This is a genomic window from Nocardia otitidiscaviarum (assembly GCF_007362295.1).
GTDB classification, from domain to species: Bacteria; Actinomycetota; Actinomycetes; order Mycobacteriales; family Mycobacteriaceae; genus Nocardia; species Nocardia otitidiscaviarum.
The window spans coordinates 5,226,171-5,242,320 of the sequence record NZ_CP041695.1 but is presented as its reverse complement, the minus strand read 5'-3'; the positions used below and the strand labels follow the sequence as shown (position 1 = coordinate 5,242,320).

At 68.4% G+C, this 16,150-nt stretch carries 8 protein-coding genes; 5 read left to right on the top strand and 3 right to left on the bottom strand.

The window, feature by feature from the left end; all coding sequences use genetic code 11:
• Positions 1-94 precede the first annotated feature (94 nt).
• Genes FOH10_RS23465 through FOH10_RS23445 form a run of 5 tightly spaced genes read left to right on the top strand, consistent with a single transcriptional unit; the run spans position 95 to position 13,332 of the window.
• A complete protein-coding gene (locus tag FOH10_RS23465; protein WP_143982345.1) occupies positions 95-8,521 on the top strand; it encodes a type I polyketide synthase in 8,427 nt (2,808 codons plus the stop codon).
• A 1-nt stretch (position 8,522) separates the two neighbouring features.
• Positions 8,523-10,127, top strand: coding sequence for an NAD(P)/FAD-dependent oxidoreductase (locus tag FOH10_RS23460; protein ID WP_143982344.1), 1,605 nt, complete (start codon positions 8,523-8,525; stop codon positions 10,125-10,127).
• Between the two features lie 28 nt (positions 10,128-10,155).
• Positions 10,156-11,073 (top strand): SDR family oxidoreductase, encoded by a 918-nt coding sequence (locus FOH10_RS23455; protein WP_186000568.1) that lies wholly within the window; start codon positions 10,156-10,158, stop codon positions 11,071-11,073.
• Position 11,074: 1 nt separating this feature from the next.
• Positions 11,075-12,844 (top strand): long-chain-acyl-CoA synthetase, encoded by a 1,770-nt coding sequence (locus FOH10_RS23450; protein WP_186000567.1) that lies wholly within the window; start codon positions 11,075-11,077, stop codon positions 12,842-12,844.
• An 11-nt stretch (positions 12,845-12,855) separates the two neighbouring features.
• Positions 12,856-13,332, top strand: coding sequence for a PaaI family thioesterase (locus FOH10_RS23445; RefSeq protein WP_186000566.1), 477 nt, complete (start codon positions 12,856-12,858; stop codon positions 13,330-13,332).
• On the opposite strand, the gene panC is transcribed toward FOH10_RS23445, so the two are convergent.
• From panC to FOH10_RS23430, 3 genes are all read right to left on the bottom strand, one after another.
• Positions 13,313-14,134 carry a pantoate--beta-alanine ligase gene (gene panC, locus FOH10_RS23440; RefSeq protein ID WP_143984282.1) on the bottom strand — a complete coding sequence of 274 codons (822 nt, stop codon included), beginning with the start codon at positions 14,132-14,134 and terminating at the stop codon, positions 13,313-13,315. The two genes, FOH10_RS23445 and panC, sit on opposite strands and share 20 nt — an antisense overlap.
• 117 nt (positions 14,135-14,251) lie before the next feature.
• A complete protein-coding gene (locus FOH10_RS23435; RefSeq protein ID WP_143982340.1) occupies positions 14,252-15,145 on the bottom strand; it encodes a P1 family peptidase in 894 nt (297 codons plus the stop codon).
• A 12-nt stretch (positions 15,146-15,157) separates the two neighbouring features.
• On the bottom strand, positions 15,158-16,123 hold the full coding sequence (locus FOH10_RS23430) for an NRDE family protein (protein WP_186000565.1): 966 nt from the start codon (positions 16,121-16,123) through the stop codon (positions 15,158-15,160).
• Positions 16,124-16,150: the final 27 nt, after the last annotated feature.

The window sequence follows — 16,150 nt, the reverse complement described above, 5'->3', positions numbered from 1 at the left end:
TCATACGATTTCATCGGAAGCAGATCGTGATATCCGATCGATCCGCAGGTGAAATCTGCCGATAGGCGTGCTGTTACAAAGGCGAGGCTATTCGATGAATTCTGTTCACATCTCCCCGACCGATGCCATGCCGACCGAGAACGAGGGCATCGCCATCGTGGGGATCGGTTGCCGGTTCCCGGGACACGTTCGCAATGTCGACGATTTCTGGCGACTCCTGCTCGACGAACGCGACGGCGTGCGCGAGGTTCCCGACGACCGGTGGACGGCGGCGGGCTTCTACGACCGCGATGCCGGACGGCCCGGACATATGCGGACCCGAACAGGCGGCTACGTCGACGACGTCACCGCCTTCGACGCGCACTTCTTCGGTATCACACCGACCGAGGCTGCCCGGATCGACCCGCAGCAGCGGCTGTTCCTGGAGACGACCTGGGAAGCGCTGCAGGACGCGGGCATCGTCCCGGAGGAGTTGGCCGGGACGAAGACCGCCGTGTACGCCGGGGTGTCCGGTCACGACTACGGCATCATCCAGCTCAACCCCGAGAACCGCTACCTCATCGGTGGCCACACCATGACCGGTGTCACGAACTGCATTGTGGCCAACCGTGTCTCGTACCTGCTCGACCTGCGCGGCCCCAGTATGACGGTGGACACCGCATGTTCGTCGTCCCTGGTCGCGATTCACCTGGCGTGCCGCAGCATCCGCTCCGGAGAGGCATCGATGGCCATCGTCGGCGGCGTCAGCACCCTGCTGCTGCCCGAGGCGACCATCGGCTTCAGTCAGGGCACGTTCCTGTCGCCCGAGGGCCGGTGCAAATCGTTCAGCGAATCCGGTGACGGCTACATCCGCAGTGAGGGTTCGGGCACCGTCGTACTCAAGCCGGTCTCCGCCGCCGTCGCCGACGGCGACCACATCTACGCGGTGATCCGCGGCAGCGCGACGAATCAGGACGGACGTACCAACGGCATGTCCGTGCCCAGCGAGGACGCGCAGGCACAGATGATCATCGACGCCTGCCGGGACGCGGGCGTCGCGCCCACCGATATCGGTTATATCGAGGCGCACGGGACGGGAACGCCCGTGGGCGACCCCATCGAGGCGCGGGCACTGGGAAAGGTGTTGGGAGCCGGGCGAAACGGCCAGGGCCCCTGCATTGTCGGTGCGGTGAAGTCGAATGTCGGCCACCTGGAGTCGGCGGCCGGGATGGTCGGCCTCGTCAAGGCCTGCCTGGTCGTCAAGAACGGTGAGATCCCCGCGAATCTGCATGCGGAGCATCCGAATCCGACCATCCCCTTCGCGGATTTGGGGCTGCGGCTGGCGACGGCCCGGCAGCCGTGGCCGAATGCCGGGCCGCGCCTGGCGGGGGTGAACTCGTTCGGCTTCGGCGGCTCCAATGCTCACGTGATCCTGGAGGGGCTGCCCGTCGACGGGGAACGCACCGATCCGGTCCGGGACAGCGTGGACGCCACCGTGCTGTTCACGCTCAGCGCGAAGACCCCGGACGCGCTGCGGGCCTACGCCGACAGCTACGCCGAATTCCTGGAGCGGCCCGCCGCCGATCTGACCGCCATCGCCTCCGCACAGGCACGGACCCGCTCCCACCACGACCATCGGCTCGCCATGGTCTGCACCTCCACCGAGGAGCTGCGCGACGCCCTGCGCGATATGGCCCGTGGCTCCGCGCCCGAGGCGCTGCACAGCGGGGCGCGGTCTACCAAGACCTCCGGCGTGGCCTTCGTCTTCTCCGGCCAGGGACCGCAGTGGTGGGGCATGGCGCGCGAATTGCTGGGCCGGAGCTCGGTATTCCGGCAGACCGTGGAGCGTGTCGACGCCGAACTGCGCAAACACGGCGACTGGAGCGTACTCGAGGAACTGGGCCGCGATGAGGCGGACAGCCGTATCGGTGAGACCTATATCGCGCAGCCCGCGGTCTTCGCGGTGCAGCTCGGCCTGGCACGGCTGTGGCAGAGCTGGGGCATCGTCCCGGCGGCCGTGGTCGGGCACAGCATCGGCGAGGTGGCCGCCGCCTGCGTGTCGGGGGCCCTGACCTTCGAGGACGCGGTGCGGGTCATCTTCCACCGCAGCCGGGTGCAGCAGCGGGCCTCGGGCAAGGGGAAGATGCTGGCCGTCGGCCTGCCCTCGCACGAGGCGGAGCGGCGTATCACCGGCTATCGCGGGCGGGTGGAGGTCGCGGCGCTCAACGGCCCGGAATCGACCGCCCTGGCCGGTGATCCCGATGCGCTCGAGGAGATTCGGGTCGAACTGGAACGCGACCGGATCTTCTGCCGCATGCTCCAGGTCAGCGTGGCCTTCCACAGCCACCACATGGATCCGCTGCGCGATGAGCTGCTGTCGTCGCTGTCCGGCCTCACCTCGGGTCCGGCCGAGATTCCGATGTATTCGACCGTGAGCGCGGAGGTGGTGCCGACCGGCGGGCTCGACGCCGAGTACTGGTGGCGCAATGTGCGCGAGCCGGTGCGCTTCGCGCCCACCATCGATCGGCTCATCGCCGACCAGCACCTGACCTTCGTCGAATTGGGCCCGCACCCCATCCATTCCACCGCCATCGGCGAGCTGCTGGCTGGGCGGCAGGCCGAGGGCGTGGCGGTGGCGTCGCTGCACCGCAAGCAGAGCGATCGCGTCACCCTGCTGTCCTCGCTGGCGACGCTGTACACGAACGGATTCGATCCGGACTGGGATGCCGTGTACGACGGTGTCTCCGAACGTGTTCCGGTGCCGTTCTATCCGTGGCAGCGCGAAACCTATTGGCTGGAAACCCCGGTCTCCCGGGAGCACCGCTTCCCGTCGCTGGGTCATCCGCTGGTGGGGACCCGCAATCTCGCCGCCGACGAACCGGACAAGCACGTGTGGGAGTTCGTCATGGACACCGCCGTGTTCCCGTGGCTCGAGGACCATCGCGTCCAGGGGCCCATCGTCTTCCCCGGAGCCGGACATCTCGATCTGATCATCGGCTGTGCGCAGGACGCGTTCGGTCCGGGCCGCTACTCCGTCGAGAACGTCGAATTCCGGCGGCCGCTGTTCGTTTTCGACGATCGCCCGGCGCCGCTGGTCCAGGTGGTGCTGACCCCATCGCTGCACTTCACCGTGTACAGCCTCCAGGACGGCGACAAGGACTGGGTCGCGCACTCGGTCGGGACGGTGCGTCGCGGTGCACCGGATACCGAACTGCCGGTGCCGTTCTCGGAATTCGGGGCGGACTGCCCGGTCGAGTTCGAGCCGGAGAAGGTGTTCGCGAAATTCCGCAACAACGGCCTGCAACTCGGACCGAGCTTCCGGGCCATCACCAAACTCCAGTACGGCGAGCTGCGTTCGCTCGGGCGCATCGACACTCCGGAGGCGCTGGCCGACGAGGCGCCGCGCCACACCATCCACCCGGCGCTGCTCGACGCCTGCTTCCAGTCGCTGTCCATCGCCATGGGCAATGATCCGAATACCGAGGACAGGCACCTCTACATCCCGTTCGAGGTCAAGCGCTTCAGCTTCCATGCCAAGGCGGGTAGCCGCGTCTACTGCTACGGGCGCGCGCACGTCCTCGACGATCTCGCCTACTGCGAGGGCGATCTCTGGCTCGTCAACGAGGACGGCACGCTGGTGGCCGAATTCGAGGGCTTCAAGGGCAAGTCGATCACCCAGAGCACCGAGGACCGCGACGCGCTGTTGCAGTGGCTCTACGAGTACCGGTGGCATCCGGCCCCGGTGCGCACGAAGACCCTGCTGCCCGCCGATTTCGTGCCCGCGGACGAGGCCCTGAGCGCGGCGGCCGCACCCGTCCTCGACGAGGTGCGGAACTGGTCGGTCAATCGCGACTACCACGCCGTGACCGAGGCGGAGATGAACCGCCTGTGCATGGCCTATGTCACCGAGGGCTTCCACCAGCTGGGCATGGACTTCGCGCCGGGACGGCGCTTCACCCTCGACGAGGTCGCCCGCGAGATGGGCGTGCGCGACAAGCACCGCGACTACCTCGCTCGCCTGCTCGAACTGTGCACCCGGCACGGGATCACCGGGAGGGACGGGGACGGCTGGCGGGTCGAGCGGGTTCCCGCCCGGGTCGATACGGCCGCCGAACTCGCCGCGCTGCGCGAACGGCATCCCGAATGCGAGGCCGAGTACCTGGTGCTGGAGCGGTGCGGCCCGCAGCAGGCCGCCGTATTGCGCGACGAGGTCAATCCGATCGAGCTCATCTTCCCCGAGAGCGAGTTCCAGTCGGTGGTCGATCTCTACGAGTCGTCGTTCTCCTTCGAGCGCTGCAACCGCACCGTCGCCGCACTGGTCGCGGAATGCGTGCGCGGGCTGCCGAGCGATCGGCCGGTACGGGTGCTGGAGATCGGCGCGGGCACCGCGGGCACGACCGGGTGGATACTGTCCGAACTGCCCGCCGACCGCGCGGAATACGTGTTCACCGATATCACCCAGCTGTTCCTGGGTAAGGCGCGGCAGCGGTTCGCCGACCACGACTTCGTGGACTACCGGATCCTCGATATCGAAACCGATATCGAGGAGCAGGGTTTCGATCCGCACTACTTCGACATCGTGGTGGCGGCGAATGTCCTGCACGCCACCGAGAAGCTGCGGACCACCCTGGACAATGTCACTCGGCTGCTCACCTCGCGCGGCCTGATGGTGATCGTCGAGGAGACGAATCCGCCGCACTGGGTCGATCTCACCTTCGGCATGACCGATGGGTGGTGGCGCTTCGCCGACCACGACCTGCGCCCCGACTATCCCCTGATGTCGGAGGCCACCTGGCGGGAGTTCCTGCCCACCGCGGGCTTCGAACACGTGCAGATCTTCTCCGATATGACCGATCCGGAGCAGACCGGCTGCTCGGTCATCGTGGCGCGGACACCCGAGGTGGATCTGGAGCCGCATCAGCCGCGCGTCGAGCCGGGCGCGTGGGTGGTGCTGGCGGACGCCGACGGCGTTGCCGAGCGGTATCTCTCGCTGCTCGGGGCGGCCGCCGCGGACAGTGTCGTGGTCACCCGCGGCGACGCCTACGAACAGCTCGACACCCGCGCCTTCCGGGTGGATCCGACCAGCGGCGCGGATCTCGAACGCGTACTCGGGCAGGTCCGCGACCGCGCCGGGACCGTGGCCGGGGTGCTGCACCTGTGGAACCTGGACTTCGCCGCGGCGGATCTCACCACCGAGCTGCTGGCCCAGGTGGAGAGTCACGCCGCCTACAGCGTCATCGCGCTGGCGCAGGCCGTCGAGAAGTTGGATCAGCCGGTGGCACCACGCTTCTGGGTGGCCACGTCCGGGGGACCACTGGTGGAGCGGGCCGACAGCGTCGCGGTGTCGCAGCTGCCGAGCTGGGGCATCCTCCGGGTGCTGTTGAGCGAGCACAGCAGCCTGCGTGCGAAGATCATCGACTTCGATCCGGCCGCCACCGCCGAGCGGCGGGCCGCGCAGCTGTTCGATGAACTCCTGCACGTGCGGACCGCGGAGGAGGAGGTCGCCTACCGCGGGGACATGCGCTACACCGACCGCTTCGAGCATCTCTCGCTCGCCGAGTTCGAGGCATCGGTCGCGACCCCCGCCCGGGTGTCGGACGACACCCCGTTCGCGCTGTCCGTCCCGGCCGAGCCCGGAATCGAGGAATTGCGCTACGAGCGGCAGCCGCGGCCCGACCTCGGCCCGACCGATGTCGCCATCCGGCCGGAGGCGACCGGACTGAACTTCCGCGACATCATGCTGACCCTCGGCGCACTGTCGCAGGGAGCGACCTTCGGCGGATTCTACGAGAAGAACCTCGGCGTGGAGTGCGCCGGCGTCGTCACGGCGGTCGGGCCCGAGGTCGAGGGCATCGCGGTCGGTGATCGCGTGATCGCCTTCGCCCGAGGTTGTTTCGGGTCGTCCGTGGTCACCGACGCGCGCCGCGTCTACCCCTCGCCGGAGCAGCTGTCGGCGGTCGAGGCCGCCACCCTGCCGATGGCCTATCTGACCGCGTGGTACGCGCTGATGGAGGTGGGCCGATTGCGGGCGGGGGAGCGGGTACTCGTGCACGCCGCCGCCGGTGGCGTCGGTCTGGCCGCGGTCCACATCGCGCATGCCGTCGGGGCGACCGTACTCGCCACGGCGGGTAGCCAGGAGAAGCGGGACTACCTGCGCGGGCTGGGCGTGGCGGAGGTCTTCGACTCGCGGTCGCTGGCCTTCGCCGACGAGATCCGGCAGCGCTGCGACGGCGTCGACCTGGTGCTCAATTCCCTTCAGGGCGAGACCATTCCGAAGAGTCTCGAACTGCTGCGCCCCCGGGGCCGATTCATCGAGATCGGCAAGAAGGATATCTACGACAACTACCAGCTGGGCCTGAAGCCGTTCGGCAACAACCTCAGCTACTCGGCCGTCGATATCGACCGGATGCTGCTGGAGGACCCGGCGCTGTGCCGGGAGTCCATGACGGCCGTGCTCGACCGGGTGGCCGCGGGGACGCTGCCAGCGCTGCCGCACACCGAATTCGGTGCCGCGGACGTGGCGTCGGCGTTCCGCTACATGGCCACCGCCAAGCAGATCGGCAAGGTCGTCGTCGCCTACGAGCCCGCCGACGAGGTCCTGGTCTATCCGACCGCCACCGACGCCGTCACCGTGGACGCCGACGGCACGTACCTGATCACCGGCGGCTATACGGGTTTCGGCCTGCGTACCGCACAGTGGCTGGTGGGCAACGGCGCGCGCACCGTCGTGCTGGTGGGCCGCCGGGCTGAGGTCGACGCGGAGAACGAGCAACCCATCGCGGCCATGCGCGCCGCGGGCGCCACCGTGGTGCTCGAACGCGCCGACGTCTCGGTCGAGGCGGAGGTCGAGGGTCTGCTGGAACGCATCGCGTCGCTGCCGCCGCTGCGCGGGATCTACCACGCCGCCATGGTCATCGCGGACGGGCCGCTGGCCACCATGACCGAGGCGGACTTCCTGCGCGCGGTGCGGCCCAAGGTCGACGGCGCCTGGCATCTGCACCACCACACCCGGTCGCTGGATCTGGACGTCTTCGTCTTGTTCTCCTCCATGAGCTGGAATGTGGGCACCCCGGGTCAGGCGAACTACGCCGCGGCCAACGGATTCCTGGAGGCCCTGGCACTGCACCGCCGGGAACTGGGCCTGCCCGCCCTGACGGTCAACTGGGGCGCCATCGCGGAGGTCGGATTCGTCGCCCGCAACAAGCTCGACACGCTCTCCTGGCTGGGCTGGACCCCGATCTCGCCCGACCACGCGCTGGACTTCATCGGCCGGTGCCAGGCCCACGGTGTCAACCGCGCCAGCGTCTTCGGCGTGAACTGGGCGAAGATGAATCAGGTGATGCCGATCGTGCGCAGCTCGCCGCGTCTGGCCCATCTCACCGCGCAGTCCACCGCCGGCACCGCGGCGGCGTTCGGCACCGAGGGGTTGCGGGCCGAACTGTTCGAGCTCCCGGAGCCCGAGCGCGCGCCGCGACTGGTTACGGCACTGTCGCAACAGATCTCCCGGATCTTCGACATGCCGGTCGAGCGCCTGGCCCAGGACGCCGGGCTGACCGACCTCGGGATGGACTCGCTGATGGCCGGCCAGATCCGCAATATGCTGGCCAAACACCTCGAGATCGACTTCCCGACCATGGGTCTGATGCGCGGTCCGAGCATCGTCGAGCTCGCGGACGAGGTACTCGCCCAGTTGCAGGGCGAGACATCCGGGACCGCAACGACTCCGGCCACCGGACCGGAGCGCTGGATCCGCACCGTGGTCGGCCGCTCCAACACCGCGTCGGTGCGCCTGTTCGCCCTGCCCTTCGTCGGCGGCGCGGCCTCGGTGTTCACCCCGTGGCCCAACCAGCTGCCGGAAACGGTGGAGGTGGTGGGAATCCAGTTCCCGGGCCGGGAGGACCGGATCGAGGACGTGCCGATCGACGCCATGCCGGAGTTCGTGGCGGAGCTGGCCGAGGCCATGCTGCCCTACCTGGACCGCACCTTCGTCGTCTACGGGCACAGCATGGGTGGACTGCTCGCCTACGAGCTCACCCGATACCTCGAACAGCAGTACAACGAGGTGCCGATGAAGCTCATCATCGGCGGCTGGCCCTCGCCGGTTCTGGTCGAGGACTACGTGCGAAACCTGAACCACGTGCGCGACGGCTTCGACCTGGCGAGCGAATCCGACAGCCGGGTGCTGGCGGTGCTGCGGGACAACAAGCTGCTCGACATCCCCGTGGAGGAGGAGGCGGCGATCATGCACTGGCTGCCCGCCATCCGCGCGGATCTGAAGATGCTGGGCGACTACCGGTTCCACAACGGCTACACGTTGCGCGCCCCGATCTCCGTACTGCGCGGTGCGGACGATCCGGTGTTCGAGGAATCGCAGTTGGAGGGCTGGGGCAAGTTGACCAGCGGCGGGTTCTCGCTCACCACGGTGCCCGGCGGGCATCTGTTCATCCAGAACCCGGACCCGCGGGTCATGCGCACCATCGCGGCGGAGCTGTCCGCCGAGGACGCGTTCCCGAGTTTCACGAGCCTGGTGGAAGGACGCTGACATGACGAATCCGGCAAGGACGAATCCGGCACTGACGAATCCGGCCGAGCGGTACGACGTGGTGGTATGCGGCGGTGGACTGGCGGGGCTGACGCTGTCGAGACAGCTGAAGCGCGCCATGCCCGAGCTGTCGGTACTGGTGGTGGAGCGCACGGCGGGCGACGTCATCCCCGACGGCGCCTACAAGGTGGGGGAGGCGACCGTCGAGGGCGGTGCGCACTACTTCACCGAACAGCTCGGTCTCGCCGGGCATTTCAATACCCGGCACCTGCACAAGCTCGGGCTGCGCATGTTCTTCGGCGACGCGCACGGCCCGTTCGAGGCGCGGCCCGAGCTGGGCGCCCGGCGGTTCCCGCGGGTGCCGTCGTACCAGATCGACCGCGGCATCTTCGAACGCGAATTGCGGCGCGGGGTACGAGAACTCGGCGTCGACCTGGTCGAGCAGGCGAAGGTGGTCGATGTCGACCTGTCGACCGGCGAGGACGACCACGTCGTGCACATCGAGGTGCCCGGCGTGGGCGGCGACCGGGCGGTGCGGGCACGGTTCGTGGTGGACGCGACCGGTCGGCGGCGACTGCTGCAACGCAAGCTGGAGTTGGGCACCCCGAGCCCGCACAAGATCAATGCGGTGTGGTGGCGGTTCCGGGGTGAATACGACGTCGAGCGGATGACCGACACCACCAGTCTCACCTGGCGGCCGAAAACGCAGGAGCGCCGGTGGTTCTCGACCAATCACCTGATGGGCGCGGGGTACTGGGTGTGGATGATCCCGCTGTCGTCGGGTAACACCAGCATCGGCCTCGTGACCGACGAGCGCATCCACCCGTTCAGCAGCTACGCCACGGAAGCCAAAGCGCGGCAATGGCTCGCCGAGTACGAGCCGACATTGGCCACCTTCATCCGGGACGCCGAGCCCATCGACTTCCTGCGCATGCGCAATGCGAGTTACGGCTCGCGGCAGATCTTCTCGCATCACCGGTGGGCCTGCCTCGGTGAGGCGGCGGTCTTCCTGGACGCCTTCTACAGTCCCGGCTCGGATTTCATCGCCTACACCAACCACATCACCACGCGGCTCATCGAACTCGACCGCGCGGGTCGGCTCACCGCGGATGTCGCCGCGACCTACAACCGGCTCATGCTCGAGGATCTGTGGCCCAACTACCTGGCGATGTACCACGAGAACTATCCCAGTTTCGGCAGCGCGCCCGCCATGTTCACCAAGGTGATGTGGGATACCTCGTTCTACTGGGCGCTGCCGTCGTCGCTGCTGTTCCACGGTCTGATCGCGAACGAGGACGCGGCGGCGGAGTTCCATCCCATCGCGACGAGATTCCAGGGCATCCAGCACCGCATGCAGGCGAATCTGCGGGCCTTCGCGGCGCAGGCCCCGCAGCCGGACAAGTACCTGTTCGTCGAGTACAGCAAGATACCCATCTGCGCTCAGCTGCATCTGGACCTGCTCACCGACAAGACCGCCACCCAGGCATTCCGCGATATGCGCCGCAATGTCGACCGCCTGGAGGCGTGGGCGGAGTCGTTCGAGCAGGAAGTCGGCAAACAGTACGACCTCCCCCAGCGGGAGCCCGCGGTGGCGGTCGCCGAGTGACCGCGATGACGAGCGAGAGGAGCGGAATGTGACCCAGTTCCAGGATCGGGTGGCGATCATCACCGGCGGCAGCCGGGGCATCGGCAAGGCGTTGGCGCTGGCCCTGGCCGAGCGGGGCACCAATGTCGTGATCGGCGCGAAGACGATGGAGGCCGGTGGGCGGCTGCCCGGCACCGTGCCCGAGACGGTCCGCGAGGTCGAACAGCGCGGTGCGCAGGCCCTGGGAGTGCGCTGCGACGTGCGCTCCGAGGCGGACCTGAAGAACCTGGTCGACCGGACCGTCGAGCGCTTCGGCCGGGTGGACATCCTGGTCAACAATGCCGGGGCGATGTGGTTGCAGACCGTCGAGGGCACCCCGCACAAACGGTACGACCTGGTGATGGCCATCAACGCCCGGGCGCCGTTCCTGCTCGCGCACCACTGCATTCCGCATATGCGCGAGGGCGGTTGGGGACACATCGTCAATCTGAGCCCACCGCTGGATCCCGAGGGGATTCAGCACATGGGCGGCAAGGTGGCGTACATGTCGTCGAAGCTCAATGCCACCCTGCTCACGCTCGGGCTGGGCAAGGAGGTCGCGGCGGACGGCATCGCCTGCAATACGATCTGGACGCGCACGCTGATCGGGACGCTGGCGACGCAGAACCTCGGCATCGGCAGCCCCGAGGACTGGCGAACCGAGGACATCGTGGTGGACGCCATACTGGCCGTGCTGGAACAGGATCCGGCGACCTTCACCGGCAACTCGCTGCTGGACGATGAGATCTTGGCGCGGTTCAAGGGTATCGAGGACCTGTCGCGGTACCGGTTCGTGCCGGACAAGGAACCGACGCCGATGACCTGGGAGCGTTGGGATCTGGTCGCCGAGGTCGCGCGGCAGCTCTACTTCCAGGCGATGGTCTCGGCCGACCAGGCGAAAGCGGCGGCACTGTCGGAGGGCGCCTGACGTGCCGACCCACCGCATCGGCTCGTTCGCGGTCCTCGCCCGGGGATTGCTCGAGGGCGCGGGCTCCAACCGGACGCTCGCGCTCGAGCTGGAACGGCGCGCCCGCACCCGGCCGACGCACCCGTTCCTGCTCTACGCGGACAGGCGATTCGACTACGCGCACGCCAATCGCCTCGTCAATGCCATCGCGCACGCGTATCGGGCCGCGGGTCTGCGCAAGGGCGACGTGCTCGCCCTGATCATGGAGAACCGGCCGGAATTCCTCTGGCACTATCTGGCCGCGGGCAAGCTCGGTGTCGTTGTGGCACTGGTCAATACGCAATCGCGCGGGGACGGGCTCGCGCACGCCCTGGCGGTGTGCGGTGCGCGGCGGGTGGTCGTCGGCTCGGAGTGCCTGCCCGCCTTCCTGGCGATCCGGGACCGGCTGCCGGGCGAGCTGGCCGGTGGCTGCTCGGTGGACCCGGACCCCGATCTGGACGAGACCGACTGCGACACAGCCGGGCTGGCGTTGTTCGTACCGAGCGAGACGGTCACCGATCCGGTCGATACCGCCGGTCACGCCCTCGGTGACACCGGCGCGTACGTCTTCACCAGCGGCACGACGGGGCTGCCCAAGGCTGCCGTCATGAGTTACCAGCGGCTGACCAGCGTCGGGCGGGTGCTCGGTGCGCTGGCGTGGCGGCTGGAACCGGGGGATGTGGTGTACAACTGCCTGCCGCTGTTCCACACCCACGCCCTGGTGATCCCGCTGGCCAGCGTCCTCACCCACGGCTCGACCCTGGCGCTGGGCCGTCGGTTCTCCGCGAGCGGGTTCTGGCACGACATCCACCGTTTCGGGGCAACGGGTTTCAACTACATCGGTGAGATGTGCCGGTATCTGGTCAACACGCCGCCCGGCCCGTACGACAACCGGCACCGGGTGCGGGTGATCGTGGGCCAGGGGTTGCAGGCCGATATCTGGGCCACGCTCCAGGAACGGTTCGACATCGGCCGAATCGTCGAGATGTACGCGTCCACCGAGGGGAATATCGCCACGCTCAACCTGTCCGGCACGGTCGGATCGGTCGGGAAGTTGCGCCTCGGCGGCACCCTCGCGCGATGGGATTTCGAGCGGGACGATTTCGTGCGTGAGCGCGGGCGTCTGGTGCGCTGCGGGCCGGGGGACGTCGGGATGCTGCTCGGCCCGATCCGCGAGCGCACCCCCTTCGCTGGATATCGCGACCCCGAGGCGACCCGCGCCAAGATCGTCACCGACGCCTTTCGCGACGGCGACGCGCTGTTCGTCACGGGTGATCTGTTCCGACTGGACGATCGGAAGAATCTGTTCTTCGTGGACCGGCTGGGTGACACCTTCCGGTACAAGGGCGAGAACGTCTCGACCACCGAGGTGCAGGAGCAGCTGGTGCGGTGCCCCGGCATCGCGGAGGCCATGGTGTACGGCGTACCGGTGCCCGGCCGTGAGGGGCGGGCCGGAATGGCGGCCATCGTCCTCGCCGAGGGAGCCCGTTTCGACGGCGCGGCGATCGCCGCGCGGTTGGACGCGGCCCTGCCATCGGCTGCGCGGCCGGTCTTCATTCGGGTATGCTCCTCACTGAAAACCACAGCGACACTTAAGGTTTCGAAACTGTCGCGACAGCGCGAGGGCTTTGCCCCGCAACCGGGGGAACCGGTCTACGTGCGTGACGGAACCGACCCCGCCTACGCGGAACTCACGCCGGAACGCTACGCCGCCTTTACCCATGTTCACCACCAGTCGCGATCGACACCATGAAGGAGCCGACCATGAGCGATGACACCACGATCACCGGCCACGACGAGATCATGAAGCACGCCCTCGCACTGTTCGACCATCTCCCGGTCCCGCCGGGCGTCGAACTGAAGCTGCCGCCGCCGTCCACGACGACACTGGAGATGCGCTTCGCGGAATTCGTTCCCGGCAAGTCGCTGTCGGCCACGGTGACGGTGGCCGCGAAGTACGGAAATGTCATGGGACTGCTGCAAGGTGGCTTCCTCGCCGCGATGTTCGACGATCTGATGGCGCCACTCGGCTACCTGACCGCCCGGAATCCGACGACGAGTATGGAGTTGACGACGCACTTCCTGCGCCCGGTATTCGTCGGTGAGCAGCTGACGCTGACCGCCACGGTGCGCAAGCGCGGTCAGTCGGTCATGTACATCGCCGCCGAGGCGGTCAACGCGAACGGCAAACTGGTGGCGACGGCCATGTCCACGATTCAGGTCATGCCCCTGTCGAAGTAGGCAGCTGCACCGCCATATTGTCGATCAGCCGGGTCGCGCCCACGCGCGCCGCCACCAGTAGGCGCGCGTCACCGTGGGCGGGTGCGGGGCCCAGCTCGGGGTCCCGCAGTTCCAGATATTCCACGGCCACACCGGGATCGGCCGACAGCAGCGCGTCGGCGGCGGCGAGCACCGCGTCGCCGCCCTCGGCCCCGGCCCGCACGCCCGCCGTGAGTGCGGCGGGCAGCACGACCGCCACCGCTCGCTCCCGGGCGCTCATGTACCGGTTCCGAGACGACATCGCCAGACCGTCGGCCTCCCGCACGGTGGGCACCCCGACGATCTCGATCCCCATATCCAGGTCGGCGACCATCTCCCGGATGAGCACGAGTTGCTGGTAGTCCTTCTCGCCGAAGAACGCCGCATCCGGGCGGGTGATCAGCAACAGTTTCGCCACCACGGTCAGCATGCCGCCGAACAGCTGCGGCCGCGTCGCACCGCACAGCCGGCTGCCCGTCGGTCCGGGGCGCACCGTGGTGCGCCGACCGTTCGGATACATCTCGCCCGCGGTCGGTGCGAAGACCACGCGGGTTCCGGTGCCGCGCAGCAGATGGAGATCGACCGCGAGCGTCCTGGGGTAGCGGTCGAAATCCTCACTCGGGCCGAACTGCAACGGGTTCACGAAGATGGAGACGACGACCTCGAAGCCGCGGTCGATCGCGGCCGCGACCAGGGACAGGTGGCCGTCGTGCAGCGCGCCCATGGTTGGCACGAGTGCGACGGGGCGACCCGCCGCCCGCAGCGCCCGGGAGGTCGCGACCATCTCGTCGACACGATGAACGACACGCACGGCTACCTCGTCAACTCGTCGGACATTCGCGGATGTGCCCCTGCACGGTGATCGGGAGGGGCAGCGGCGGCCTCGGACGGTGCCGACGATTCACAGGCTCCTCCGGGTGGTGGTGTGCCGGGTGTGCGGCGGCCCGACCGAGCGGATCGCCCGGGTGACGGCCGCCAGTGCCATGAGTCGCACGACATCGACATCGGCCTGAACCGAACCTGTTGCGGCGGTGATAAACCCATCGCCGTCGAAGCGTCCGTGCGGCGGCGTGAGGGCACGGGACAGGCCGTCGTGCGCGCCCTGTGCGACCGCCTGGCAGCCCAGCTTGTCCAGCCGGGCGTTGGTGACCACCACGCCGATCGTCGTGTGCATGCGTGCTCCCAGATCGATGTCGTGCAGCTGGGTGACCGCGTCCAATTCGATGTCCCCGGCGCCGTAGTCGATATCGCCGTAGGCGTTCACCACGCACAGCGCGCCCACCACCACGTCGTCCCAGCGGTGCTCGGCATAGGTGAGCCCACCGGGGCGGCGTCCGCCGGGGCCGCGCCAATGCGCGGTGTACGCGCCCGCGCCCGCGCCGATCCGACCGGAGACGATCGGGAGTCCGGTGGCCGTGCGCGCCGCCTCGTATCCGTTCGCCGCGGTGGGCCGGGCCGCCGGATTCCCCACGGCCAGATCGAACAGCGCCAGGGTCGGCACGATGGGGACCGGCCCGCCGGGGGTGGGCACGCCGCGGCCGCTCTCCTCGAGAAAGCGCATGACACCGTCGGCGGCGGCGAGACCGAAGGCGGAGCCGCCGGTGAGCACGGCGGCGTCCGCGCAGGGCACCATCTTGTCCGGCGCCAGCACATCCAGTTCGCGGCTGGCGGGCGCGCCGCCGCGCACCTCGCACGACGCGGTCGTGCCCTCGGGAAACAGGACGACGCTGCATCCCGTCTCACCGGTCGGATCGGTCCAATGTCCGACCCGCACATCGGGAATACCGACTGTCACAGTGACCTCACCTCAGTGCTGGGCGCCTGCGACAGGTACGAAGAAGTCGTCCGGCGTGGCCGGGAAACCCATTCGCGCCACCTCGGTCGGCACGGGTTGGTAGGGGAACAGCTGACGTTCGTTGTAGGCGAAGAGTTCCACGCCGTCGGGCCGCGCGGCATACAGGGACACGCTCGCCGTCCACTCCACCTCATCCGGACTCTCCGCAGCGAACGCCGCTGCGTTCTTGTGCAATTCGGTGGCCGTCGTGATGAATGGAGGCTGCACGGCGGAGTACGTGTACGCGGTCCAGGCCGGGCTGTGATAGTCCGGGCCCGGCTCGTCGGCACCGGTGTAGACCGACAGCCACGGCCCCCACGAGTCGAGACTCCCGGTAGGGGCGGGCAGCCGGGTGAGGCGGTCGATGAGCCGCTTGCCGAGCGCGCCGCCATCCGTCGGTTCGGCGGTGGTCAGCAGGTGCGGAACACCCGGGGGGAGTGCCGTCGTCGTCACCGCGGGGCCGTCGACGGCGACTACCGTGGCGTCGTGGCCGTCCGCGATCAGCAGCCGGTAAGCGAGTGTGGCGGTGTCGGTGTCGGCGGGTGGCAGTTCCTCGACGAGATGTACCGCGTGCCGAGCGGATTCGGCGGTGGCGCACAGGATCGGCAGCATCGTGACGGCTGCGGGCGCGGCGGTATCGGTGGTGAGCAGACGGCAGTAGACCCCGCTGCGGCGATTGAACGCGAGCCAGGTGCCGCCCTCGGCGTCGATGCCCCCGACAACGTCGGACAGGGCGTCGGGGTTCGGGGCTCGTCGCGCCGGAATGCGTTGGAGGAGTTCGGGATTGTCGTGCCAATGCGGACCGTACGAACAACGCGGGTGGAGGCCGAGTCTCCGGGCCGCCTCGAAGCCATGTGGCCGATGCACGGGTTGCTCATGCGACTCGATGGCGAGGAAACGCGCGGCCTTGTCGTCGAGAAGAAATACGCAGGTACACATCGGCCATCCACCTCGTCATGCGGTCCG

What these genes read in the sequence shown, in the direction of transcription:
- FOH10_RS23445 (WP_186000566.1), top strand. Translation starts at nt 12,856, where the DNA reads ATGAGCGATGACACCACGATCACCGGCCACGACGAGATCATGAAGCAC.
- FOH10_RS23465 (WP_143982345.1), top strand. Translation starts at nt 95, where the DNA reads ATGAATTCTGTTCACATCTCCCCGACCGATGCCATGCCGACCGAGAAC.
- FOH10_RS23460 (WP_143982344.1), top strand. Translation starts at nt 8,523, where the DNA reads ATGACGAATCCGGCAAGGACGAATCCGGCACTGACGAATCCGGCCGAG.
- FOH10_RS23430 (WP_186000565.1), bottom strand. Translation starts at nt 16,123, where the DNA reads ATGTGTACCTGCGTATTTCTTCTCGACGACAAGGCCGCGCGTTTCCTC.
- panC (WP_143984282.1), bottom strand. Translation starts at nt 14,134, where the DNA reads ATGGTCGCGACCTCCCGGGCGCTGCGGGCGGCGGGTCGCCCCGTCGCA.